Below are 22,897 nucleotides of genomic sequence, written 5' to 3' on the forward strand. Positions count from 1 at the left end.
CGCCCGAGACATATTGCCCAACATCAAGCTCGGTTAAATTTCGGTTAAGTTTCGGGCTTTGTTCAAAGCCTGCGTGCGGGAGGATACTCCCAATTTGCCGTATAGGCGAGACAAATATACTTTCACCGTACCTTCGGACAAAGCCAGCTCTTTCGCGATTTCCCGATTGGAAGCCCCGTCGCGGATCAGCTGCAGCATCGCGGCCTCGCTCTCGGTTAACGGTTCGACGGAAGCGGACGATTTAGAGGCGGCTCCGGCACGCTCTTGATCCGGGAACAAGCCGATCAGCTTTCGAACATACGCCTCCGAGGCGCTCTCGCCCTCTTCAAATCCACCGTTTCTGATTTTATCGTTCAGATAGGACTCCAGCAGCTCTGCCATCGCTTGGCCTTCGTCCACAAAACTGCGCGCGTAATCGTTCTCTTCCCCGATCGCGAGCGCTTCGCGAAGATAGCGGAACGCGTTCGCGCGCCGCTTAGCTTGTTGCTCGGCGAGCGCCTGAAGAATCGTGATTTCGGCCATGCTCGAGAGGAGCGCTTCCCGCTCCGCTTGCGGCTTAAGCAATTCCAGCAGGCGGAGCGCCTGAGAGAGCTTCCGCTGTCTCATGAGCAGCCGAACGAAAGTTAAATATTCGAATTCCCGGCTGAACGTCGGCTTGTCCTTGTCGGAGAGCCGTAGCGCGGCAAGCTCTTTTTTCGCCTCCGCGACCCGGTCTTCCGCCAAGTAAACATGCGCCTTGCAAGCCCGCAAATACGAGTCCCAATAAGGCTCGGCGAACGCCTCGGCGATTTCAAGCGCTTCATCTACCGTGTCGTGCGCTAAGTAATACTTGCCCTCGGCGATATGGTAGCGAGCCTGCATAATTCGCATAGGCACGAACAATCCCGGAATTCGGAGCGTATTGACGCTCTTCTCGACTTCCCGCAGCATCGCTTTCCCGTCGTCCATCCGATTTTTCTCGTACAAGCCTTCGCACATCGATTGGCGGACGTATAAGCCAATGAACGAATCGTTCCAGCCATGCTTATTCAGCACCTGCAAGAACCGCAGACCAAGCGCGTTCATCTCCGGGCTAAGCATGCCCTTCAGTCCCATCGCCGTTCGTCTGACGAACGGTTCAGTGCTATTAAAGTTGAAGTTGTAGAAGATTTTGTTCTCCGTCATCATCTCGCGCAAATCGTCGTTAAGGCCTTCCGCGACCGCATGCCACCGATCGAACCGACCGCTGAAGAAGAGGCCGTTCAGCTTCACGAACAGCAAGCCGCTGTTGATTTGCCGACGAGATTCTTCATCGCTTACAGCCTCAAGCTGACTTTGAACCCGCCCTAGCTCTGCTTCCATCCATTCCAACTGCCCGGTTATCGCCAAAATAAAGGCAAATAGCAACGTCATCTCCGGCGGACGCGCCGTAGACCCCGGAAGCGAGCCGAACCAGCGCATCAACGTGGCAAACTCCCCCTGCCCGAACGCCGTGGCGATATGCCGCTCCAGTAGCCGTTCCGCAAGCGCGAAGTCTTGCGCCGTTATCGCATGATCGATCGCTTCTCCTAGCAGTCCTCGGGAAGCGAAGCTTTGCCCTGCCCGCCGATGGGCTTCAAGCCAAGCTTCCGGATCCGTGCGCCTTAGCCACGAACGAAGAAATTGAGAGAACAGGTGATGAAACCGAACCCACTCGCCTTGCTCGTCCAGCGGAACCACGAACAGATTTTGCGCTTTCAGCTTGGCAAGCATGAGATGACTGTCCGTACGCTCGGCCACGGCGTCGCCGATCTCCGCATCCAGCCTGTCCGCGACGGAAACTTTCAGCAGAAATTGCTGGACGTCGACGGGTAGCTTCTCGAATACCTCTTCGAACAAAAACTCGGACACGCGCTCGTTATACCCTTTGAACTCGTCGATGAACCGTTCGGGATTCGGCTTCAGGCGCATGGAGATGAACGCCATCTGAAGCCCCGTCACCCAGCCTTCCGTCCGCTCCAGCAGCTTGATCTGATGACGACGGGATAACGAATGGTCCAACGCGCCGGCAGAGTAAACTTCCAGCTCGTCCAACGTGAACTGAAGCTCGCTGGCGGACACCTCCGTCAGCTCTTCCCGCGCCATCCATTTGCTCGTCGGAAAAGGAAGCTCGGTACGGCTCGTGATCGCGACATGAGCATGGGGCGGCAAGTAATCGATGAAATACGCGAGACTCTGATGAATGCGATCGTCGGTTATGGCGTGATAATCGTCCAGCACAAGCACGATCGGCGCCTCCGAGGCATACAGCTCGTTGCTCAGCGTATCGAGAAAAGCATGAATCGATACGTTCGGCAGCGCCTTCGCGAGCGGCAGGCTGCGCCGTAACGCTTCCGCGGGAAGCGCCTCCGCCAGCGCGGTCGCGGTATAACGCCAGAACTTCACCGGATCGTTGTCCAGCTCGTCGAGCGAAACCCAAGCGGTCGCATGGGTGCTCTCTCGCACCGATTGGCCCAGCAACGTCGTCTTTCCGTATCCGGCCGGCGCGCAGACGGCGGTTAAGCGACCTTTCAAGCCCGTCGCTATTTTCCTTAGCAAGCGAGTCCGATTAACCAGTCCGTCTTTGACGGCGGGTGCGTTAATTTTCGTTCTTAGCAGCGTATGATCGATTAATGTGCTCATAATTCCTCCGGACGGTTTGTCTTCTCTTTATAATTCGGAACATCGACGATAAAAGTTAACTTTCGTTAATCGTCGACCTTTTTTTCCCGTGCTAGAATGGGGGGTGTTTAATAGAGATGGTTTAAAAGTGGAGGCTGTGCGCATGATCTGGATTCGGAATAAACGGAAAATAGCCACCCTGATGGCTTGTCTTATGATTGTGTCGTGTTTTCCTGTATTATCGCGTGTTTACGCGGCTTCGAACGAGCCTCCGGTCATATCCGTAATGGATGACCAGACACTGCGGTTAAACGGCACGGACGCTTCCGTAGTCGTCCAAGGCGTGCCGACCGGGATTACCTTCACGGCCGAGATTTGGGCAAGATCGGAGACGGATACTTGGAACGAAGACGGTATTTTGCTATCTTCGCGGGATGACAGCGGGTTTATTCTGCATCCGAATAAGGGGACGAAAGACGTTGACGTCTATTTAGTCTCTTCCGCTCCCGCCACATTTCCGGTAAAAGTCGCCGCCAGCTTCCATGTGGACGATATCACGGAATGGCATCATTATGCGTTCGTATACGACCTCTACAATTATTCCGAAACTTGCAAGCTTTACCTAGACGGCGTTCTGGTCGGTACCGCCGTTCATCCGTACGTATCCAGGTACGTAAACAAGACCGTGAACGTCTCCGTGGGCAATGATTTTACCAATCGTTACGGCAACATAGAAGTCGATGAGGTACGATTCTGGAACACGGCCCGCTCGGCCGCAGACATTAGTAAAAATATGAACCGTGCATTAGCCGGCAATGAACCGGGGCTTGTCCGTTATTTGAATTTCGATTCCATACCCGCTACCGCCGTCGGAGGTTATACCGTAGGGACGCGGCCGGCTAAGCCGTTCGTCGCCGAAGAAGACGGTCCGGTGCTGCTGCCGAAGATTACGTTCACCGACGGAGACGCGATCTCCGATACGGATTTGTACTCGGTTGCCCTGTCGGTCTATAAGGGTGCTTTGAATCTCGAGAGACTTCCTTCGATCGTCGGCCTGACTTTGACCGACGGCAGCAATGATAGTCCGTCCATGACGTTATCCGGTACAAGGGACATGCTGACGGATGCGCTGCAAAAAATCTTTTATCGCCCGAACCTGGTCGCATCCGGGTCGGATACGTTAAATGTTACCGTGACCGATTCCGGCTCCGCTGACGACCGGGCGGCCGCGAGCGCGGTATTTACGCTGCCTATTCCGATATTCAACGTGAATGATGCTCCAACTTTCAACCTCGGAACGAATTTGTCGGTCAAGGAAGGCTCCGAACGGCAGACGGTTGCCGGCTTTGCGACCGCGATGTCTACCGGATCGCCGGATGAAGCCCAAAGCCTGACTTTTATAACGACCAACAGTAAACCGGCTCTGTTCCTAGAACAACCGGCCGTGGACAGCTCCGGTACGTTAACCTATCGCCCGCAGCCCAATGTCCATGGAACGGCGACGGTCAGCGTCAGCCTGAAGGACGATGGCGGAACGGCGTACGGAGGCGTCGATACGGCGACCCATACCTTCACGATTACCGTCGACCAATATAACCATTCGCCGATGATCGGCACAACCCATGCGTTACGGTTCAATGGTACCGACAGCTACGCCTTAGCTTCGAACGTCTGGGTCGAATCGTATATTACGTTGGAATTTTGGGCACGCTCCCCTACGCCGACCTGGAACGAGAACGGATTCCTTCTCTCTTCGCGCGGACGGGAAGGCATTATTTTTCATCCGAACAAAGGCGGCACCTCGGTCAACGTATATATGCTGAATCGTCAACGGACGAATGACTTAACCGTAGTCAATGCTTTTCAACCCGTTGATATTACCCAATGGCATCATTACGCTTTCGTTTATTCGCTTGAACCTGGGGCTAGCATTGCCTATTACAAGGTTTATCTAGACGGGGAACTCGTTCGACAGGGATTTGATTCCAGTCCGCAACGAGACGGAGACTACGGCAGATATAACAACTTCTATGTCGGTATGGATGACCCTTCGGGTTCGGGAACCGCTGGCCGGTACGGCGCTGCCGACATCGATGAAGTCCGCATCTGGAATCGGGCTTTAAGCGGCGAGGAGATCAGCGACAATCTGATGTGGAAGCCAACCGGCACCGAGCCTGGATTGGCGTTGTACCTCGATATGGAGAATAGAAGCGGCAATAGCGTGCCCGACTTAGCAGGTGGCGATCAGAACGGCGTTCTTTCCGGCAACGCCACGCAAGCTTTGAATCCATACGTCGCAGACCCGTCGCTGAATGTAGGCTTTGCGACCGTTGAGGATCAGTCGGCCGCGTTCGCGCCCGTGGAAATTGAGGATAGGGATGCAGCCGACGGCATTCTGACGGCCGAACTAGTCGCGGAACACGGCACGTTGACGGTTCCATCGGAGATCGACGGTCTAACGCTCGAAGCAGGGGCAATCGGGAGTTCTTCGCTCGTCTATTCCGGCGCCGAAGCGGATTTGAATGCCATGCTGGACGTGCTTGCTTATACGCCTGACGACGATTTCTACGGAACGGATACGGTTACGCTAACCGTCACGGATATTGGAAACGGCCAACCCAACGACGTAAAATCGACCACGCAAGTTTATACGGTGGATGTGCAGGCGGTGAACGATGCACCGTCGTTCACCCCGGGAGCCGATCAACAAGTCGAGACGGACGCAGGGGTACAGACGGTATCCGGATGGGCAACGAACGTTTCCGCCGGACCGGCGGAGGATGACGATCAGCAAGTCACGTTCCTCGTCAGCAACGACAATACCGGATTGTTCGTGCAACAACCCGCGATAGATCGTAACGGTACGCTGAGTTATAAGGCGACGCCCGGAGCAGTCGGTGAAGCCGAAGTAACGGTAGCGCTAACCGATGACGGCGGCACGGGAGCAGGAGGTGTCGACACGTCGGCGAGCATCACGTTTACGATCACAGTCGTGCCGAAAGCTCCAACGCTTACGGTCGGTAGCGCGATTATCGCGGAAGCCGCCGCGAATGACGGCACGATAACCGCCAAGCAAGTGATTACTCTCGCCAACGGTACATTCGTGGCGGATGTAACCGGCGGCATGACGGTGAACCGCCTGCCCGCGGGGCTTGGCGTCAGCGTGACGCGGGATAGCGATACGCAGTTGACGGTTGCATTCACCGGGCAAGCTGCCCATCACGAGAACGTAGACGATGTCGGCAACGCGAGCGTTACCGTTGCACAAGCCTTCATTGTCGGAGCTACCGGTCAGGTGACGTCGAATGCGTTCGCCTTCGACTTTGCGAATGCGGTTCAGGCGCCTGAGCCACCGGACACGGATGAGCCGGAGACTCCGCCGACCACACCGGTTGATCCGGGATCGCCTCCAACCAATCCTTCCGACACGACCGCGTCCTTCAACGTGTACTTGGATCAAGATTCGGATTGGACGCTGTCGAATAAGGTAAAAGTAGTCGTGCCGGCAGGCGCCGTCAAACAAGATGGTACCATGCATGTCACCGTCGTACCGCCGAACGAGATCCCGTCGCTTCCATCCCTACCGGCACTAAGCGAGGTGTTCGAATTCTCAAGTTCGACCAACCGTACTTTCCTAAAACCGATCGAAATCACTTTCTTTATTGACTCGCATCCGTCAACCGACAGCCACGGCCCGGCGGTTTACTATTACAACGAACGGCTGAAACGGTGGATCTACGTAGGCGGAATCTTGAACGCGGATGGCACCTTAACGGTATACGTCAATCACTTCACGAAATTCGCCGTATTCGATGACCAAGTCGCCTTGTTCCCGGACTTGTCGAAGCATTGGGCAGCCCCTTATGCGGCCCGCTTGATCGGGATGAAAGCAATCAACGGTTATTCGGACGGTCTATTCCATCCGGAGGACAACGTAACCCGCGCGGAATTTGCTAAAATGCTAGCCGAAGCGCTATCGCTCCATGGCGAGTACGACCTTACCGAGTTTAAGGACAACCCAAGTATTCCGGCTTGGGCAAGAGCGTCCGTAGCCGCCGTAATGCAGACCGGTCTGATGAACGGATACGAGGCGAACGGAGCTCGGCTGTTTAAACCCGATCAGCTCATTAGCCGTGCCGAAATGTCCGTCGTTCTAGCCAACGCGCTTAAGACGTTCAGCAGTCCTTCCGGGCACAACGCTTCGATTACGTTCACGGATGCTGGCCTAATCCCGACCTGGGCACGAGCTTCCATTGAAGCCGTCAGCGCCTCCAACCTCATGCAAGGCAACGATACCGGGGCATTCCGCCCGTTCCGTTCGGCCACGCGCGCGGAAGCCGCCGCTACGATCTATAGGCTGCTAGAAGCTTTGTACATCTAAAACCGCCAGACTTCTAGTAGATCAAAGGCCATGAACGCTACCCTCGCAGTAGTCGTTCATGGCCTTTTCTATGCCGCTTCCTTACCCGACTAAAACCTTCTTAACCATTTTTCGGACGCCGTACTCACCTCACCCGACTTAGATTCATGATATTCGCTCATCAATACGAGAACCTGCGTCGACGCAGTTAGCTTGGCAACAATTTATTCTCGCGTCTTCGTCTCGTTAACTTCTCTCCAATAATTATCCGCATGGGCTTCTCTCCGAACTGGACGAAGGCTCTGGCCTCATTCGTCAAATAGTCGGAAGCCACGACCAACTCGATCCCGAGTTGCTTGAATGCGATCTGACGTTGCTCCGCGACGCTTTCGTTTTTGAAGCTTTGATTCAGTGCGCTCAGGAAAATAAAGACGCCCGCAAACAATGCGCCGAATACAACTAGCATGATTTTCAGCCATGTCGAAATTCTCATGCCGTTTATCCCCTTTGACCGAAACCCACGAAATTATTTCTCTCTGTAATAGAACTTATTGCTTAATTATATAGCAATCGTTGTCGACCAAATAGGCGAGAACACGCATGTGCAACTATGTAATTATTGATCTTTTCTATCCATACTTGGTCATTTTGCAGTCCGCACGGACAAATTCGGCCATAAAAAAAGGCGCCGAATTGGCGCCCTCTGCCGTTTTTATTGCCCTTCAACGCCGTTATTTGTTTTACATAAACTTGCGGAATACTGCAACTCGATCAGTTGCTTCAGCTGTTCAATGTCCTGCTTCGTCGCTGGAGCTTTATGCGGTTTGAGCTGAACGGTCAGGTGACCGTTAGCTTCAATCGTGGCGAATTCAACGTCAGCTCGATCGAACGCCCCTGCTATGCGCAGCTGCGCATCGAGCTCCTCGTCGGTAAGCTTAAGCGATTCCATTGCGCCCCGCTCCAACTTTCCGCCCGCGATGATGGGTATGGATTTCCCGATCCAAACGGTACGGATAGACGTAAATCGCGCAAGCAAACGATAATTTCCCTATGGAAGTTCGGCCCGTAAGCCGAAGAAGGAGCGAACCGACCGTAATAATGAGAATGGCTTTCCATATCCAATCGAAATGCATGGAATACCCCCTTAAGGTGTTAGCCTATCCTCTTCGCGGCGAAATATCTAAGGGTTTTAGTATGAACGCCAATCCGGCAGCTCCTATCTTTCCTTTACGGATGACCCGCCTTAGAAACCTTGCTGCTCGGTGCGAACCACCCTAGCAGGGCAATCGCAACCAAAACGACATAGAAGACGATCGTCCAGCCCGTGCTATGAGGGAAATGGTGACCCAAGACCCCGATATCCTCATGGGCAAGCGTAATGACGGCAAGCTTCACCCCGACCCAGGCAACGATCGCGTAAGCCGTCGTCTCCAGTGCCGGGCGCTGCCCTAGCAGCTTTACAAACCACGTCGCCGCGTATTTGATTAAGATTAACCCCGCGACTCCGCCAAGAACCACGACAATGAATTGGCCTCCGTCCATGCCGCCGAACTCGCCAAGCGGCGAATCCGAAAGTCCAAGCGCAAGCGCTACGGCGGCGAGAATGGAATCGATCGCGAAAGCGAGATCCGCAAGCGCAATCTTGCCTACGGTAGGCCAGAAGCCTTTGCCCGCGGCTGCTTGTTTATCGTCCTTATGGGCATCTTCATTTTTCTTGCCGAATTTCGCTTGGATGATGTGCTTTAAACCTAGGTAAAGAAGATAGGCCGCGCCGATCGCTTGCACTTGCCACACGTTCGCAATGAATGATATCGCGAAGAGAGCAGCAAACCGAAAAACAAATGCCATAATGATTCCGTAATTGATTGCTTTATTCTTCTGCTCGTCAGGTAAATGCTTGGCGATTACCGCAAGCACGAGCGCATTGTCGGCCGACAATAAGCCCTCCAACCCAATAAGAATAAGTAATGCCCACGCATACTCCAACCAAATGGATCCCAACTTGAATCCCCCTTCTCTAATCGTGGTAAGGTTTAGCAGTCAGTAGACGCTTGTGTAAATAATGCTAGCTGCCCCTTAGGTGCTTATACGTAATACATTGCGGTTGGAATTCAATTTTATACAGCTAACGGCACCTGCTAGAGGTGCCGTTCTTGATCCTTGCGTATTCTATTACCCGATCATGCAAGCCGAATGTCCCAGCGTGCCCTCTACGTCGTTCCCTTCCTTGCGCCAGTACTCTATGCCGCCGAGCATTTCCTTCACACGGAAGCCGAGGGCGGATAAGCGTGCCGCTCCTTTGGTTCCGCCGTTGCACGCCGGTCCCCAGCAATAGACGACGATAACTTGCTCTTTGGAAAATGCGGCGGTCGTCTCCGCGTTGATTTGGTTGGACGGGAGGCTGATCGCGCCCGGCACATGGCATTCTGCGTATGCTTGAGAGCTGCGTACGTCGATGAGCAGGAAGTCGGCGACGCCGTTCTTCAGGTCGTAGCAGACGTCCGAAACGTCCGTTTCCACGGAAAGCTTGTTCATATAGTGGCGATGCGTATGCTCCGGAGAAGCGGCGGGAGTTTCAAGTACAAGCGAGCGGATCGTAGTCATTAGGATTACCTCCAATAGCGTTGTCGTTTGCTTGACATCACTATAGCACGGCCCCTAATGATGGAGTTATCGATAGTATTCTATGGATATTATCAATAATTTTGATGATTCTCAATGCGCTTGCAAATAGTCGCGAAGAACTCGCACCACTAAATCATGATCTTCTTTTTGCGGGAGCCCGGATACCGTTATCGTTCCGATGACTCCCGCTCCCTTCATACGTAACGGAAACGCTCCGCCATGCGCGGCGAATTCTACCGTCGATATCGCGTATTTCTCCTCCATCGTCGTGCCTTGGCTTCGCAGACGGGTTCCCACATAGTACGAGCTCCGGTAAAAGCGATTCACTACGTTATTTTTACGGCGAATCCACTCCGCGTTATCTTTAGAAGTCCCCTCCATCTCATAATGGAAGAGGCATTGTCCGTTCCTCGAAATATCGATCGTTACCGCACTTCCCGATTTTTTGGCCTCCGCGTATAGGAGCATACCGATTTCGAGCGCCATCTCGTTCGTGAATCGGGAAAATTGCAATTGTTCTTCCTGTTGAACAATTTCGGCCAACTGTTTGTCCAGGTTCGGCAAACTCATTTCGCCCCCTCCTGCGACGGGATTTGTATCGTGCGTTGCTCTCGGTGACTTTGAAGAGCGTATTCGATGATTCGAATCGTGTCGCGCGCTTGTTCCGCCTGTACGGGTACGGGTGCGCCTGATTGAATGGCTGCGGCCATCCCTTGATAAAAGGCTTCATAGCTGCCCGGAATTGTCGATATTATGGCTTCCATCGACAGTCCGCCGACTACGGTACTGAGCTTTCCATACAGCTCGGGGCGATCCTCGCCCCAACCCGAATCGCCGGGATGCATGCCCAGTTTAAGTTGATCTTCCTGAGGGTCTAATCCGTATTTGACGAAGCTTCCTCTGTCGCCATGCAACACGAACCGCGGCCCCGCCAGCTTCACGAGAGATCCGGAGTGCAGAATAACCCTTAGGTTCGGGTAACCGAGTATAAGGTGGAAGTAATCGTCCGTCTGGCCTCCGTCCCTCTCCGACCTGATATCGGCCCATAGGGTTTGAGGCATGCCGAACAAATTTAGCGCCTGATCGATCAAATGCGAACCCAAGTCATACAAAATTCCCGAGCCGGGAAGGTTCTTTTCGCGCCAGCGGTCCCTTATTACTGGTCTAAATCGGTCAAAGTGGGCTTCATAAGTCGATAATTTACCTAACATGCCCGTTTCCAACAAAGCCTTAATCGTTAAGAAATCATTGTCCCATCTGCGATTTTGATAAACCGACAGATTCACGCCTTGAGCTTTAGCCAGTGAGATTAGTTCTTCCGCTTCGCTAGCATCCACGGTGAACGGCTTTTCAACCACCACGTGCTTCCCGGCCAAAATAGCTTTCTTCGCAAACTCATAATGCGTCGTGTTCGGCGTACAGATGACGACCAAGTCGATCTCGCCCCGCAGCAGCATCGAGTCGACATCGTCAAAAACTTCAACGTCCGGATAGTCCCGATTCACCTTTTCGGCATTCGATGAAACAATGGCTTTAAGGCGCATTCCCTCTATTCTTTGAATGATCGGCCCGTGAAATACCGAAGCGGATAGCCCGTATCCGACTAAGCCCACATTAATTGTCATGTTCGTGTTCTCCTTCGTTCGCGATGATGATTTCAATCCGATGTTTAGCAAGCAGCTCTTTCACCATTGCGGGCGGCTCGGCATCCGTAATTAGCACATGGATGTTCTCTACCCCGCACACATGATGAAGAAACGATTTTTGAAATTTCCCTTGATCCGCAAGGACGATTACCCGATCCGCTCTTGCCACCATCTCACGCTTTACATACGCCTCTTCCACTAGCGGACTGGACAACCCATCCGAAGTAATGGCGCAAGCTCCTAATAACAAGGTCTGCACCCGATAATCGCGGATCATCGCTAGCGTCTGAGGTCCGGTTACATTCCTATGCCACGGATTGTATTCGCCGCCCAGGAGATGAACTTTTCCGTTTTGCTTTTTGCCCAGTAAAGTGGCCGCATCTATCGAGTTAGTGACCGTGGTTATATCCTTTGCCGAGAACGCTTCTACTGCGGCTTGCACAGTCGTCGACGCATCCACGAACAGCGTCTCTCCGTCTTGAACGAGACAGGCCGCCGCCCGGCCGATGCGTTGCTTAGCATCTACATTATGAATGCGTTCCTCATAGGGTATTGTAGCTATGCCCAGTGAAGGAAGAATCGCGCCCCCATGGGTACGGGCGATCAGACGTGCTTCTTCTAATCTCACCAGGTCGCGTCTGGCGCTATCTCGAGATACCTGGTACATTTCGCAGATTTGCTCAAGTCGGATTTTTCCGTGTTCCTTCATGTGCTCGAGAATTCCCTTTAACCGCTCATCTTGCGTCAGCTTACTCACCCTTAATGAAATAATATATAAACACTTAAGTGTTATTAAGTATATTACTTATATAGTCCGATGTAAATCATAAGTCACATAGTTTGTGTCACGTACAAAGTCGATGTTTATTGTGATGCAATGTGAGGTGAATAATGTAATTCAACATAACCGTCATGCCGCTTATTCGCGGGCCGATGAGTTCGGAGTGAACCCATTGAACGACGACCCTTTTACGATTAAAGACGACCACTCGACCGTGGATAGCTTGGTGCAACTGTCCTTTCTGATCCAAAGCATACTAGGTCAAGTCGGAGCCGCCCATAATCTATCGATCATTCAAATTCGCCTTCTAGGCATTCTACGGGACCGCGAACCCAGCATGCTGCAACTCGCCCAATATCTCCAACTCGACAAATCCAGCATCACGGGCCTCATCAATCGAGCCGAGAGCCGCGGTCTCGTCGAACGTACGGTTTCCCAGCACGACAAGCGCGGGTTCAATGTCCGGGTAACTTCTGCCGGATGGGAGCTCATTCCCATTGTCGCCCAAGAGATCGAACGGGCCATACACGCTGCAACGGAAGTCATTACTGAAGCTGAGCGCTCGCTACTTGCCGGCCTTACTACTAAGATCTTGAGGCAATCCGTCGGTCAGACTAAATGAACAAAGGGGATATCCCATAGTCATTAAAAAATGACCTCTGGGACATCCCCTTTCATTACGACACGCCGGGTCTACACCGGAAGCTCTTCATAAGCTAATTTCCTGATGACTTCGCTATGCTGAGGATATTGCGCCAGCAGCTCTTGCTGCGTAAATAATTCGAAATCCTGAAAATCAAAACCAGGTGCGACCATGCACCCGACAAGCGAATACGTATCTTTATCCCTAACGGAAGAACCGAAAATCGCACGTTTCGGAACTAGATATTGCAGCCTTTCGCCCCTTTCTAAGTCAGCCCCTAATTGGACTTCCTCATAGCTGCCATCCTCGTGAATGACATGAACGGTCAAGGAGCTCCCTGCATGAAAGTACCACAGTTCATCCGATTTCAAACTATGGAGCCGGGAAAAATCCTGTGATTGCAATAAAAAATAGATGCTGGAATAAAGCAACCGTTGACCCTTGAACTTAACGGATAACTCCTGATCGGAAATCTTTTCTTCCGCTTCATACGTGATTTTATAGTGCCCGCCTTCGGGATGAGCAGTCAATTCAAGCTTAGAAATCCAATATTCCGGACTTTGTTGCATCATGTGAGCTGAGCACCTCCGATTCCTAATGGGTCTGCCTCGTACAAAGAACTATCCAACTCTTGAATGAATCGCGTCCACTCTTCCGTCGCATATAGATGAAGCCGGTGCATCGCGCGCGTGCATGCCGTATAAAAGAGTTTGCGCTCGCTTTCCCGATGATATGCCCGCGATGAAGCATCATAGATCAGAACGGCGTCGAATTCAACACCTTTCGCGAGATAGGCGGGAATGACCATCGTTCCTTTCTCGAAAGTAAGCGTCTTTTGCGTAACCAGCCGCAACGAAGGGCATCCCTGCGCGGTCAAGCGGTCGTAAGCCTCGCCGCTTTCGGCGGCCGTCTTCGTAATGATGGCGATGGAATCGAAGCCCTCCGCATGAAGTGCCGCGAGATCCTCAATCATTCGTGCCGCCAACTGCTCACCACTACCGGCCACAGTGAGGCGCGGCTTATTTCCGGTTCTGTCGAAGGGCACGATGTCCTCTCCGCCCGGCAGCAACGCCTTCGTGAACTCCACGATTTCGCGGGTTGACCGATAACTGCGAACAAGGCGAATCAGGTTAGTGTCGGCTTCGCCGTAAAGCCGAATTAGCGGCGAAGCTGCCCCGTACAGTTCCGTTGCCTGAGTGAAGATGGCTTGCCCGAAATCGCCGAGTACCGTCATGCGAGCTCGGGGGAACAGCTTTTTGAGATATTCATATTGAAACATCGAATAATCCTGACCCTCATCGACGAAAATATGCCGTACTTCCGTGTTCGTCCGAACGCCCTCCACAAGCTCTTTTAAATATAAGTACGGTGTCGCGTCCTCATAGAACAGCTCCAGTCGTCCAAGCTTCTCCTTAGTTTGCTCGCACATTTCCGACCAATGTCCCGGAACCTCGGCCTCGTTCGTCATCGTCTTATAAGCATCTTCATCACCGAACAACTGGGCGTACAGGCCAACCATGTCTATGAACAACATCCGCTTCACGCTTCGCCGCAGCGGCTTAAAATGCTCCTTCACGATCATGTCGCGCAGCAGCTCTTCCTCCCGCTCGGCATAGTCGAAGTCGGCCTCGTCTCGCCGGCGCTTGTTCTGCAGAAACTCTTGAATTTCTTCATATTGTTCGGCGAAATCAAAGACACCCCGCTCTTTGTGCAGCTCGCTATGCACGGCGGCGTATTGCTCCTTGTCGAGGTAATTGAACTCCTCTTGCACCCACGGCTCCTCCCGCTCCTTGCGTTCCAGCAAGGTCAGCTCCTGAAGCAGCCACTCTTGTAGCATGGCAATGCGATTAGCCAAGCGGATGGACGGATCATACCCGTAAAACTTGGTTTCCATTTGTTCTATCGTAATCAGATCGCCGTCCCGAAAACGGATACCGTTGAATCGCATACCCTCCCGACCTAGCCACCCCGCATAACTCTGAAGAGCTTGAAGGAACGCAACGGACGCCTTATATTCGATTCCCTTCAACCGCGCCTCGTATTCTCGCGTAGCCTGTTCCGTGAGCACGTATTCGATCTGATCAAACGGACCTTCTAGGCGCAATTCCGTTCCAAGCCCATGCTCAAGGTATTCTTGGAAGGTCGTCTGCTGCATATTTTCCTCGCCGAGCTCGGGAAGAACGGTCGATACATAGCTGTTAAATATCGGATTCGGCGAGAAAAGAACGATCTGATCCGCCTTCAGCTTCTCCCGGTGCGTGTACAGCAAATACGCCACCCGCTGCAGCGCCGCAGAGGTTTTCCCGCTTCCCGCCGCTCCCTGCACGATAAGCATCCGGCTTTTGTCATCGCGAATAATGGCATTTTGCTCTCTCTGGATCGTTGCCACGATGCTCTTCATCTGAGAGTCCGCACTCTTGCCGAGCACCTGCTGCAGCAATTCGTCCCCGATCGTTAAGCTCGTGTCGATCACGTTCTGAAGCCGGCCCTCTCGGATCTGGTACTGCCGCTTCAGCTCCATCGTCCCCGTAATTCGCCCACCCGGCGTGTCATAGGCGGCTTCGCCAGGGGAATAGTCGTAGTACATGCTCGCAATAGGCGTACGCCAGTCATAGACCAGAAAACTGAGGCCGTCCGAATCGACGAAGGACGATACGCCGATATACACCTGCTCGCTGAAGCCCAGGCCATCCTCATTGAAATCGATGCGCCCGAAGTACGGAGACTGCAGCAGCTTGTTCATGCCTTTCCATTGCTGCACGCGCAGCTTGTAGCTACGCTCCCGTTCCGACAACAATGCCTCTTGCTGCTTTATACTGTAGAAGGTTTCCTCGAAATCCTCGTTGTTACTTGTGTTGACCGTCACTTCTTCCCAGAATCGTTTGCGGATTTCCCCCGCCTGACTCCGTAGTCCGGCTACTTCCGGCTCCAGCTCGGCGATTCTCTTGCGCAGCTTCTCCGTTACTTGATCCAGCCGCTCCTGTTCTTGCTCCCAATCGTTTATCATTTCCCGAACACGCTCCCCCTCGTTATAGCTGAAGAAAAAGGACGCTTGACAACCCGAAATGCCGCGTGGTAAGATTATATTGTAGATAAGATGCACTAACTATGACCTATGAACAAAAAAAGACCGGTGGTTTTCTAATAATACCACAGTGGTGCTTTGCGCGCAATTTAATATAACCAGTTCAACCCGGCAGATTTTGCCGGGTTTTTGTTTTATACTCAAACACCGTTCATCGAAATGGAACGTTTAAACGTCACCTGTAATCAACCGCCCTCGGCAGGATACTATTCCTATCGGCACCCACTAATTTTCGCCGTTTTGGACATGATGCCGCGGTCCGCGGTCGTCCTGCCGTCCAGCCAGCTTAGTTAGAGTCATAATGAAAAAAGAACGTCCATCCGCACGAAAGTCATAACGGTTAGACGCTCTTTTTCCTGGAACATTCATTTCGAAGCCTTAACCGCCTGCTCGCCCAGGTAGATCGAGGCGGCTAAGACTTGTGGCAACTAAGCAACGATTTACAATCAATCGAATTTACCCTTAAAGAGATTTGACCATTCCTTTTTCCAGGAATCGTACAGGACGGCAGATAAACTATCGGCCGAGGAATCCACGTGGTCGATTCCTTGTTGGCAAAACGATTAGCCAACGGTCGAAGGAGATCAGAAAGCGAGAATCGTTCGGGCACTGGGAACTAGATACTGTTGTCTCAAGGCGGGGGAATAGCCGCGCCTGTGCTGCGACATTCATCGAGCGTAAGACGAGGATGTATCTGGCCGTAAAAATGCCTGACCGTACCGCTCATTCGATGGAGGTCGCATTTGGCGTTGTAGCAAGCCAATACCCTCAAGGGACATTCCAAACAGCTACAGCGGATCGAGGGCAAAGAGTTTGCTTGTTACAAGGCCTTAGAGACTTTTCACGGGCTCGATGTCTACTTCGCAGACCCTTACTCATCTTGGCAACGAGGCTCCAACGAAAACGGTAACGGACTCCTTTGAGAGTTCTATCCTAAGGGGCATGAGAGGTTACCGATGCAGATCTTGCCCATACCCTCCAGCTCATCAACAACCGTCCAAGGAAATGTTTGGTTTGGAAGTCAGCTCACCAATCGTTCATGAGCGAGTTGTCGAACTTAGCTTGACAATCCGTCGTTATCAACTTCGATACCTGACGCAAGTAAGCTTTTTAACGAAAATCGTCCATTCCTCATGCTATAATGATGATAATCGAAGCCTAAGGAGACCTCATGGACATAACCCCTTTACAAGTGCGCCGCAAACGCTGACGCTCAACGCCTGGATGATTCCCGTCGTAGCCGTAGGTGCGTTCATCGGTTTCAACTGTAGTAGCGGCTAATAAGAACACTTCTAACGACACAATTCGGTTTGCAAGAAGGGAAGTTTATCGTTCTGAATAAGAGGAGTTTCGACAACCCGTACCTATTGATGACCGTTTTGCTTTTTCTTTGGGGCTCTTTCGCCGCAGCCAGCAAAATCGCGTTGGAATCGCTCGATAACTATCAAATTCAGTTTTATATGTTCGGCTCCGCTACGCTGATCAACACCGCTATCATCGCCTACACCGGTCGTATGAAGGCTGTGCTGTCTCTTTCTCTGAAGGATATAAGCAAGTTGCTTCTGATTGGCTTGCCCTATTACTTCTACTTTCTGTTATATATATTGTCTCTTAACAAAATACCGGTCGTCGAAGCTTCGATGTTGAACTACCTGTTCCCCCTGTTCATTGTACTGCTCTCGGCGTTCATGTTCGGCGAACGGCTCACGCCGTCCAAAACCGCATCCATCTTGCTTGGTTTAGTTGGGATGATCATCATCGTAACGGACGGGAACATGTCCGCGATACGCCTAACGGATCTGGGAGGGGACCTTCTCGCCATCTCGGGCGCACTCTGTTGGGCGCTTTTTTCGGTGTTCGGCAAAAAAAGCCGAACGGATCAGGACTTGGGCATTTATCTCTTTACGATAACATCCTTCGTCCTGTCCTCATTCGGATTGTTCTTCTTTTCCAACCTGACGGCGCCGGACATGAAAGGGATCGGAACGACAATATGGCTGGCAGTCAGCAATATCGTGCTCGGAAACATCCTTTGGTTTCGCGGGCTCCGATCACCCTCCTCGACCCTGATCGCGAATTTGTCTTATTTGACGCCGTTCGTAACTTTGCTATTCATTGTCATTCTATTAGGCGAGCAATTAAAGACTGCGCAGATAGGCGGTTTTATAGTCATCTTGTCCGGAATCGCCCTGCAAGTCGCAACGGATAAAATACGAAAACCCGGCATTAGGACCGAATCGCGGTCGAAAGCCGGGTCTAAAGAGCAATCAAGTTCTTTGAAGTAACGGGTGCAATTCGTCCCACCAGCCGTACATTTCCAAATAAATCGCATCGAACAGCATGACCCCATGGGTTCTTTCCCGACACATGTGAACCGCTTTGGCGAACTGCTCGGGATTTCGGTTGTAATCGTGCAAATAAAGACTTGCGATTACCGGAATTTTGTTATTGATCGCTTCCAAGCTCATGTTGATTGCGCCTTCAACGCTGTACCATGATGCGGGTCTCTCGTTCAATGCGGCTTCCTCTACGGTAACCTCCGGGTAATAGCAGCCGGTCATTATGAACTCGAGTTCGTCCGCGTAAGCGCTGCGATGATAGTCCGCGGACGCCCAAGGCAAATCGGTACGGTAAGACTCGCTTGCCCAATTCACTCCTTCTTGATAGTAGAGCGGGTACCATGAACCGACATAGATACCGAACAAACAGTCCTCGCGAGCCGTCTTTACGACCGTTCTGGCTTGCTGCACGAACTTCTTGATATTGAGCGCCCGCCATTCCGTCCATTTTGGAAACCATTTTCCCCACTTGATCTCATCTCTTCTGCCTCCCGGACCAGGCTCGAGAATATCGGCAGGCCACTGTTCGACTTGTTGTCCGATATAAGCTTCGAACCCCGATCTGCTAAGCTCGCTGAAATCGGCGTGTACGTTAGGATATCGGCAGCGATCTAATACGATCCCGTCAATGTCGTAACCGGAAACGATTTCTTCCAAGATAGAGAGCTGATGGTTGACGACTTCGGGGTGAATCGGGTTTACAAAAATAGTGTCATCGTCATGATCCTCCGCATAAGCGGACAGTTTGGACGATTCCGGATTTATATAGGCAACCTGCCACTCTTTTTTCTCAAAAGCCAGTCCGTCCCTCGTTTTCTTCGTGCCCTCCGCAAACACGTCGACATTCGCGAATATTTTCAAGTCTGCCCCGCGCGCTTCGCGGATAATTTCTCTTAAAAAGTCCTTGCCCCGCCACTCTTGAAAACGATTGTCTGACCAGTCGCCCACATGGAGAGCGTAACGGCTTGGATAAGTCGTATGTCCGTAGGGGATTTTAGCATCCACCACCAGATGCGTGACTCCCGACTCCTTTGCTTTGCGTACCATTTCTTTGCGGTATTCGGAATTCGCAAGACGCGCTCCGTTCGCCAGAAAATCCACCCACAGCACGTTAAGACCTTTCGGTAAAAGCTCGTTTATCGACATGATCCCACCATCCTAAACTTCCATCTTATGAAATGATTCATGAATGGATTTAACGAATTTTTTCGTGATTTCCTGAGGACGAGTAATCGCCGTACCTACGACTGCGGCGTGAGCACCGGCTTCCAGACATGCTACGCACTCTTCCGGAGTCCAGATACGCCCCTCAGCCAATACCGGCGTTCTGCCAAGCGCGGACAATCGGGCAACCAAGGCAATATCCGGCTGCTCCTGTTGCAAGCTGTGCGGGGTGTAACCCGACATCGTGGTCGACACGAGATCGACCCCTAGATCCATGGCGGCGACTCCTTCTTCGAATGTCGAGACATCCGCCACGATAAGCGTGCCCGGGAAATTCGCCCGTAAGGAACGTACGAAATCGCCCAACAACTCCCCATTGGGACGAGCTAGCGCCGTCGCGTCGATCGCCACGAAGTCTGCCCCCGCCTCAACGATTTCTTTTACTTCAACTATAGTAGGAGTGATGTATACATCCGAATCGGGATAATGTTTTTTATACAATCCGATAACCGGTAAAGAACATTTACTTTTGATGGCGGCGATATCTCGAGGGGTATTCGCCCGAATGCCGACCGCTCCGCCCTCTTGAGCGGCCATTGCCATCGAAAGCATCACCTCGGAGCCATACAAGGGCTCTTGCTCAAGTGCCTGGCAAGAGACAATCAAACCGTGCTTGAGGTTGGAAATCAGATTGTTGTCCAAGAACTCACCTATTTCCCAGTTGGTATATTTGTTCATTTCAATCATATCAGGTGAATCTCACCTCCAATCTTTGCTGTTAATCATTATAGCAATAACAGTATCATTATTAAAGATTAAATATTTATTTTCGGGTGTAAATTTGGATATTTCGTTCATATGCATGCTATAATGGGGGAAAATATTTCAGGAGGTCCTTATGTCTACTATTATTTATGTTCCTCTAGATGAAAGACCGTGCAATGCGAAGTTTCCGATGCAAATCTCCCAAGCTTCCGATCTTGACTTGATCTCCCCCCCGATCTCGATGCTTGGGGCTAAGAAGCAGCCTGCAAATACTGCCGCATTAGCTCTGTGGCTACTGGAACAGTCAGCCGAGGCGGATGTGATCATCGTTTCGTTGGACATGCTCGTTTATGGAGGCATCGTGCCCTCCAGATTGCATTACCTTACCGAAGAAGAGTGCCGGATCGGATTAAACGTCATTGCCGAGTGCAAAAAAAGAAACCCTAATCTCCGGATTTACGCTTTTAATCTGATCATGAGAGCGCCGGCCTACAGCAGCAGCGACGAGGAGCCCGATTACTACGCGGAGTACGGCGCCGAATTATCCCGTAACGGATGGCTTCAGGATAAACAAGCCAGGGAAGGCTTAAACGACGCCGAGCGACTGGAGCTTGAAGCGCTCTTATCCCGGTTGCCTCAGAACGTTCTCCAAGATTTCATCGGGCGTCGGCATACGAATACGGCGGTGAATCATATGGCCGTCGAGATGGTACGAGAGGGCTTCATCGACTTTCTGATTATTCCTTTGGACGATAACGCAACGTACGGCTATACCTCTGCCGAGCAACGCCGACTTCTGTATGCCGTCGAGGAGCATAACCTCCTAGACCGCGTACATATTTATCCGGGTGCCGACGAAATCGGATGCACCTTGTTCGCCAGAGTATTCTGCGAGATCAAAAACTATCGACCGGAAGTATTCGTTCGATTCTCTTCCACGGCCGGCCCCCATGCAATTCCGAAATACGAAGACCGCAGCTTGGGCGAGAGCCTGAAATGCCAGATTACGGCTGCCGGCGGATTTATCGGCGATAGCTCCCGAGAAGCCGACTTCGTGCTGATGGTGAATTCGCCGCCCGTCGGGCAGTATCAAATGGCGGAAACGACCCAGTTATTCCGCGAGCGGCATCCCGCTTACTTCTCGGAAACCAATTTGCGTGAATTCGCGCAAGCGATTCGTCGATACTCCGAGAAAGGATTCATGGTCTCGCTCGCGGACGTCGCAGTCTGTAACGGCTCGGACGAGCCACTTCTTAAGTTGCTGTCGGGCTCGGGCCTGTTGCCCAAGCTGTCTGCCTACGCAGGCTGGAACACTTCAGGCAACACCCTTGGAACCGTCATTGCTCATTCGATCGTAGAATCCTATTACAGACAAAATGAAGTTATTCCCGCACCCGAACGCTCCCTTCAAAGCGAGGCTTTCTATTTATCCCGGCTTCTGGAGGATTGGGGATATCAGGCGATCATTCGTGCAGATATCGCCGCTAATCACTTGGGACCGTTAGGCGGGGACTACTTCGATATCTCTTCCGTCAACGATCAAGTAACGGAATTAATCCACTCTAAGATGGAAGCGTTTATTAGCCGTTATTTACAAGACTTCGGAACGGATCGGCTAAAGCTGCAAAATGTAGTTCTTCCTTGGAAGCGAATGTTCGAAGTCGGGTTCGACCTCAAGGTGACGGCGGAATAAACTAACTCCTAAACACCTTCAAATATCCCGTTATCAGGCTGTCCCCTTAGATGCCAACGGCATCTGGGACAGCCTATTCGCGTGGTCTAAACCCAAAATTCGGTGCGCAAAACGGCCGGTTACTCTCAGCAGCGTGCCGGTCGTTTGCGCGATCGTTCATCGATCGTATGAGTTGTTAATTAACCGACAAGGCCCGCTCTCTCGACGCTTTCCACGAAATACCTTTGCGCGTATAAGTAGAGGAGGAATATGGGCGCAATGCCTAGCAGCGCTCCGGTATTGATCAACATTGAAGAGTAGGCAAATCCGCCAACATACTCCGGCCTTGCCAAGGAGGTCAACATTCCCAGTTGCCGCGACAACGAAACGGAGTTCGCCATGAAGATGTTGACGAAGTAATCGTCGTTCCACTGCCACACAAAGGAAAACAATAGCACAGTGGAAATGGCCGGAATCGAGTTCGGGAGCATGACTTTGGCGAACGTTTTGAGTACCCCTGCACCGTCAACGTAGGAGGCTTCCTCCAATTCCTTCGGAAGACCGCGGAAAAACTGCCGGAAAATGAAAATATATAGTCCGTTTTTCATGCCCATTCCCAGCGCCGCCGAAATGAAAGTCGGCCAATAGCTCTCCAACAAATTAAACCCGGGCTTACCCGTAAATAAGTGGTAAATGCCGAATACGTCGAAGAAGCGAAAATGCAAATACGTGGGCGCCATAATCGTCTGCGGTGGAATCACGATCGTAAAAATCACGAGCATGAATAGGATCGCGCTGCCTCGGAATGGCAACCGCGCGAATCCATAACCCGCCAGAGCGCACGAGATCAACTGTAAAATAGAAGCTCCCGCGCTTAAAGTAAACGTGGCGGTGATAGCCTTCCAGTAATCCAGCCTATCGATCATGAGTTTAATATTGTCCAGCGTGAAATGTCTCGGAATCCACACGACCGACGAATCGAAAATATCAACCGGGTCCTTAAAAGCAATCGATATTTTCAGCAATACGGGGTACAGGATAATGAAACAAATCCCGAAGATGAGCACGGTTCGAACGAGCACCCAAAGCCAGTATTTCGTCTTTTCGACCGGATTGGTCTCGTAAAGCCATTTACTTAATTCAAAGGCCCGACTGTTCACCGTATTTTTTACCGTTTGCAAGTCTGTTTTCAAGAAGT

19 protein-coding genes are annotated in these 22,897 nt (G+C 51.9%); 5 read left to right on the top strand and 14 right to left on the bottom strand.

Annotated elements, in window-relative coordinates; translation table 11 throughout:
* Positions 1-33: 33 nt before the first annotated feature.
* Positions 34-2,640 (bottom strand): winged helix-turn-helix domain-containing protein, encoded by a 2,607-nt coding sequence (locus ACFPQ4_RS01170; RefSeq protein ID WP_378109883.1) that lies wholly within the window; start codon positions 2,638-2,640, stop codon positions 34-36.
* Positions 2,641-2,905: 265 nt separating this feature from the next.
* On the opposite strand from ACFPQ4_RS01170, the gene ACFPQ4_RS01175 reads away from it, so the two are divergent.
* Positions 2,906-7,000, top strand: coding sequence for an S-layer homology domain-containing protein (locus ACFPQ4_RS01175; protein ID WP_378109884.1), 4,095 nt, complete (start codon positions 2,906-2,908; stop codon positions 6,998-7,000).
* A gap of 187 nt (positions 7,001-7,187) precedes the next feature.
* Here the strand turns inward: ACFPQ4_RS01175 and ACFPQ4_RS01180 are convergent, their stop codons facing one another.
* The 8 genes from ACFPQ4_RS01180 to ACFPQ4_RS01215 all read right to left on the bottom strand — a co-directional run bounded on the left by ACFPQ4_RS01180 (position 7,188) and on the right by ACFPQ4_RS01215 (position 12,007).
* Positions 7,188-7,472 carry a hypothetical protein gene (locus tag ACFPQ4_RS01180; protein ID WP_378109885.1) on the bottom strand — a complete coding sequence of 95 codons (285 nt, stop codon included), beginning with the start codon at positions 7,470-7,472 and terminating at the stop codon, positions 7,188-7,190.
* A 219-nt stretch (positions 7,473-7,691) separates the two neighbouring features.
* Positions 7,692-7,994: a YetF domain-containing protein gene (locus tag ACFPQ4_RS01185; protein WP_378109968.1), complete on the bottom strand. Its 303-nt coding sequence runs from the start codon at positions 7,992-7,994 to the stop codon at positions 7,692-7,694.
* A complete protein-coding gene (locus ACFPQ4_RS01190; protein ID WP_378109972.1) occupies positions 7,915-8,112 on the bottom strand; it encodes a hypothetical protein in 198 nt (65 codons plus the stop codon). The genes ACFPQ4_RS01185 and ACFPQ4_RS01190 overlap by 80 nt, the downstream gene beginning before the upstream one ends.
* 94 nt (positions 8,113-8,206) lie before the next feature.
* A complete protein-coding gene (locus ACFPQ4_RS01195; protein ID WP_378109886.1) occupies positions 8,207-8,980 on the bottom strand; it encodes a TerC family protein in 774 nt (257 codons plus the stop codon).
* 171 nt (positions 8,981-9,151) lie between these two features.
* On the bottom strand, positions 9,152-9,583 hold the full coding sequence (locus ACFPQ4_RS01200; protein ID WP_378109887.1) for a rhodanese-like domain-containing protein: 432 nt from the start codon (positions 9,581-9,583) through the stop codon (positions 9,152-9,154).
* A gap of 111 nt (positions 9,584-9,694) precedes the next feature.
* Positions 9,695-10,174 (bottom strand): heme-degrading domain-containing protein, encoded by a 480-nt coding sequence (locus ACFPQ4_RS01205; protein ID WP_378109888.1) that lies wholly within the window; start codon positions 10,172-10,174, stop codon positions 9,695-9,697.
* The gene (locus tag ACFPQ4_RS01210) at positions 10,171-11,229 is read right to left on the bottom strand and encodes an oxidoreductase (RefSeq protein WP_378109889.1); all 1,059 of its coding nucleotides are present in this window, start codon (positions 11,227-11,229) and stop codon (positions 10,171-10,173) included. Before ACFPQ4_RS01210 ends, ACFPQ4_RS01205 begins: the two co-directional genes overlap by 4 nt.
* Positions 11,219-12,007 carry a DeoR/GlpR family DNA-binding transcription regulator gene (locus ACFPQ4_RS01215; protein WP_378109890.1) on the bottom strand — a complete coding sequence of 263 codons (789 nt, stop codon included), beginning with the start codon at positions 12,005-12,007 and terminating at the stop codon, positions 11,219-11,221. The genes ACFPQ4_RS01210 and ACFPQ4_RS01215 overlap by 11 nt, the downstream gene beginning before the upstream one ends.
* A gap of 196 nt (positions 12,008-12,203) precedes the next feature.
* Here ACFPQ4_RS01215 and ACFPQ4_RS01220 point away from each other — a divergent pair, with 196 nt between their 5' ends.
* On the top strand, positions 12,204-12,653 hold the full coding sequence (locus ACFPQ4_RS01220) for a MarR family winged helix-turn-helix transcriptional regulator (protein ID WP_378109891.1): 450 nt from the start codon (positions 12,204-12,206) through the stop codon (positions 12,651-12,653).
* 71 nt (positions 12,654-12,724) lie between these two features.
* Here ACFPQ4_RS01220 and ACFPQ4_RS01225 read toward each other — a convergent pair whose 3' ends face one another.
* Entirely contained in the window at positions 12,725-13,243 is a 519-nt protein-coding gene (locus ACFPQ4_RS01225; RefSeq protein ID WP_378109969.1) for a cupin domain-containing protein, read from the bottom strand.
* A complete protein-coding gene (helD, locus tag ACFPQ4_RS01230; RefSeq protein WP_378109892.1) occupies positions 13,243-15,681 on the bottom strand; it encodes an RNA polymerase recycling motor HelD in 2,439 nt (812 codons plus the stop codon). The genes ACFPQ4_RS01225 and helD overlap by 1 nt, the downstream gene beginning before the upstream one ends.
* Before the next feature lie 550 nt (positions 15,682-16,231).
* Between helD and ACFPQ4_RS01235 the strand changes: the two genes are divergently transcribed.
* Both ACFPQ4_RS01235 and ACFPQ4_RS01240 read left to right on the top strand, forming a co-directional pair.
* A complete protein-coding gene (locus ACFPQ4_RS01235; protein ID WP_378109893.1) occupies positions 16,232-16,669 on the top strand; it encodes an IS30 family transposase in 438 nt (145 codons plus the stop codon).
* A gap of 460 nt (positions 16,670-17,129) precedes the next feature.
* Positions 17,130-18,044 carry a DMT family transporter gene (locus ACFPQ4_RS01240; RefSeq protein ID WP_378109895.1) on the top strand — a complete coding sequence of 305 codons (915 nt, stop codon included), beginning with the start codon at positions 17,130-17,132 and terminating at the stop codon, positions 18,042-18,044.
* Here ACFPQ4_RS01240 and ACFPQ4_RS01245 read toward each other — a convergent pair.
* Together ACFPQ4_RS01245 and ACFPQ4_RS01250 are read right to left on the bottom strand one after the other, a co-directional pair.
* The gene (locus ACFPQ4_RS01245; protein WP_378109896.1) at positions 18,027-19,244 is read right to left on the bottom strand and encodes an alpha amylase family protein; all 1,218 of its coding nucleotides are present in this window, start codon (positions 19,242-19,244) and stop codon (positions 18,027-18,029) included. The two genes, ACFPQ4_RS01240 and ACFPQ4_RS01245, sit on opposite strands and share 18 nt — an antisense overlap.
* 12 nt (positions 19,245-19,256) lie before the next feature.
* Positions 19,257-20,009 (bottom strand): N-acetylmannosamine-6-phosphate 2-epimerase, encoded by a 753-nt coding sequence (locus ACFPQ4_RS01250; protein WP_378109897.1) that lies wholly within the window; start codon positions 20,007-20,009, stop codon positions 19,257-19,259.
* Positions 20,010-20,160: 151 nt separating this feature from the next.
* On the opposite strand from ACFPQ4_RS01250, the gene ACFPQ4_RS01255 reads away from it, so the two are divergent.
* A complete protein-coding gene (locus ACFPQ4_RS01255) occupies positions 20,161-21,720 on the top strand; it encodes a DUF4127 family protein (protein WP_378109898.1) in 1,560 nt (519 codons plus the stop codon).
* A gap of 179 nt (positions 21,721-21,899) precedes the next feature.
* Here ACFPQ4_RS01255 and ACFPQ4_RS01260 read toward each other — a convergent pair whose 3' ends face one another.
* Positions 21,900-22,892 (bottom strand): carbohydrate ABC transporter permease, encoded by a 993-nt coding sequence (locus ACFPQ4_RS01260; RefSeq protein ID WP_378109900.1) that lies wholly within the window; start codon positions 22,890-22,892, stop codon positions 21,900-21,902.
* Positions 22,893-22,897 lie beyond the last annotated feature (5 nt).

The organism is Cohnella yongneupensis, from assembly GCF_042655785.1.
GTDB classification, from domain to species: domain Bacteria; phylum Bacillota; class Bacilli; order Paenibacillales; family Paenibacillaceae; genus Cohnella; species Cohnella yongneupensis.

Excerpts from the sequence above, each read along its gene's own strand:
- ACFPQ4_RS01210 (WP_378109889.1), bottom strand. The coding sequence starts at position 11,229 with ATGACAATTAATGTGGGCTTAGTCGGATACGGGCTATCCGCTTCGGTA.
- ACFPQ4_RS01170 (WP_378109883.1), bottom strand. The coding sequence starts at position 2,640 with ATGAGCACATTAATCGATCATACGCTGCTAAGAACGAAAATTAACGCA.
- ACFPQ4_RS01225 (WP_378109969.1), bottom strand. The coding sequence starts at position 13,243 with ATGCAACAAAGTCCGGAATATTGGATTTCTAAGCTTGAATTGACTGCT.
- ACFPQ4_RS01245 (WP_378109896.1), bottom strand. The coding sequence starts at position 19,244 with ATGTCGATAAACGAGCTTTTACCGAAAGGTCTTAACGTGCTGTGGGTG.
- ACFPQ4_RS01240 (WP_378109895.1), top strand. The coding sequence starts at position 17,130 with ATGACCGTTTTGCTTTTTCTTTGGGGCTCTTTCGCCGCAGCCAGCAAA.
- ACFPQ4_RS01205 (WP_378109888.1), bottom strand. The coding sequence starts at position 10,174 with ATGAGTTTGCCGAACCTGGACAAACAGTTGGCCGAAATTGTTCAACAG.
- ACFPQ4_RS01255 (WP_378109898.1), top strand. The coding sequence starts at position 20,161 with ATGTCTACTATTATTTATGTTCCTCTAGATGAAAGACCGTGCAATGCG.
- ACFPQ4_RS01175 (WP_378109884.1), top strand. The coding sequence starts at position 2,906 with ATGGATGACCAGACACTGCGGTTAAACGGCACGGACGCTTCCGTAGTC.
- helD (WP_378109892.1), bottom strand. The coding sequence starts at position 15,681 with ATGATAAACGATTGGGAGCAAGAACAGGAGCGGCTGGATCAAGTAACG.
- ACFPQ4_RS01190 (WP_378109972.1), bottom strand. The coding sequence starts at position 8,112 with ATGCATTTCGATTGGATATGGAAAGCCATTCTCATTATTACGGTCGGT.
- ACFPQ4_RS01200 (WP_378109887.1), bottom strand. The coding sequence starts at position 9,583 with ATGACTACGATCCGCTCGCTTGTACTTGAAACTCCCGCCGCTTCTCCG.
- ACFPQ4_RS01180 (WP_378109885.1), bottom strand. The coding sequence starts at position 7,472 with ATGAGAATTTCGACATGGCTGAAAATCATGCTAGTTGTATTCGGCGCA.
- ACFPQ4_RS01250 (WP_378109897.1), bottom strand. The coding sequence starts at position 20,009 with ATGATTGAAATGAACAAATATACCAACTGGGAAATAGGTGAGTTCTTG.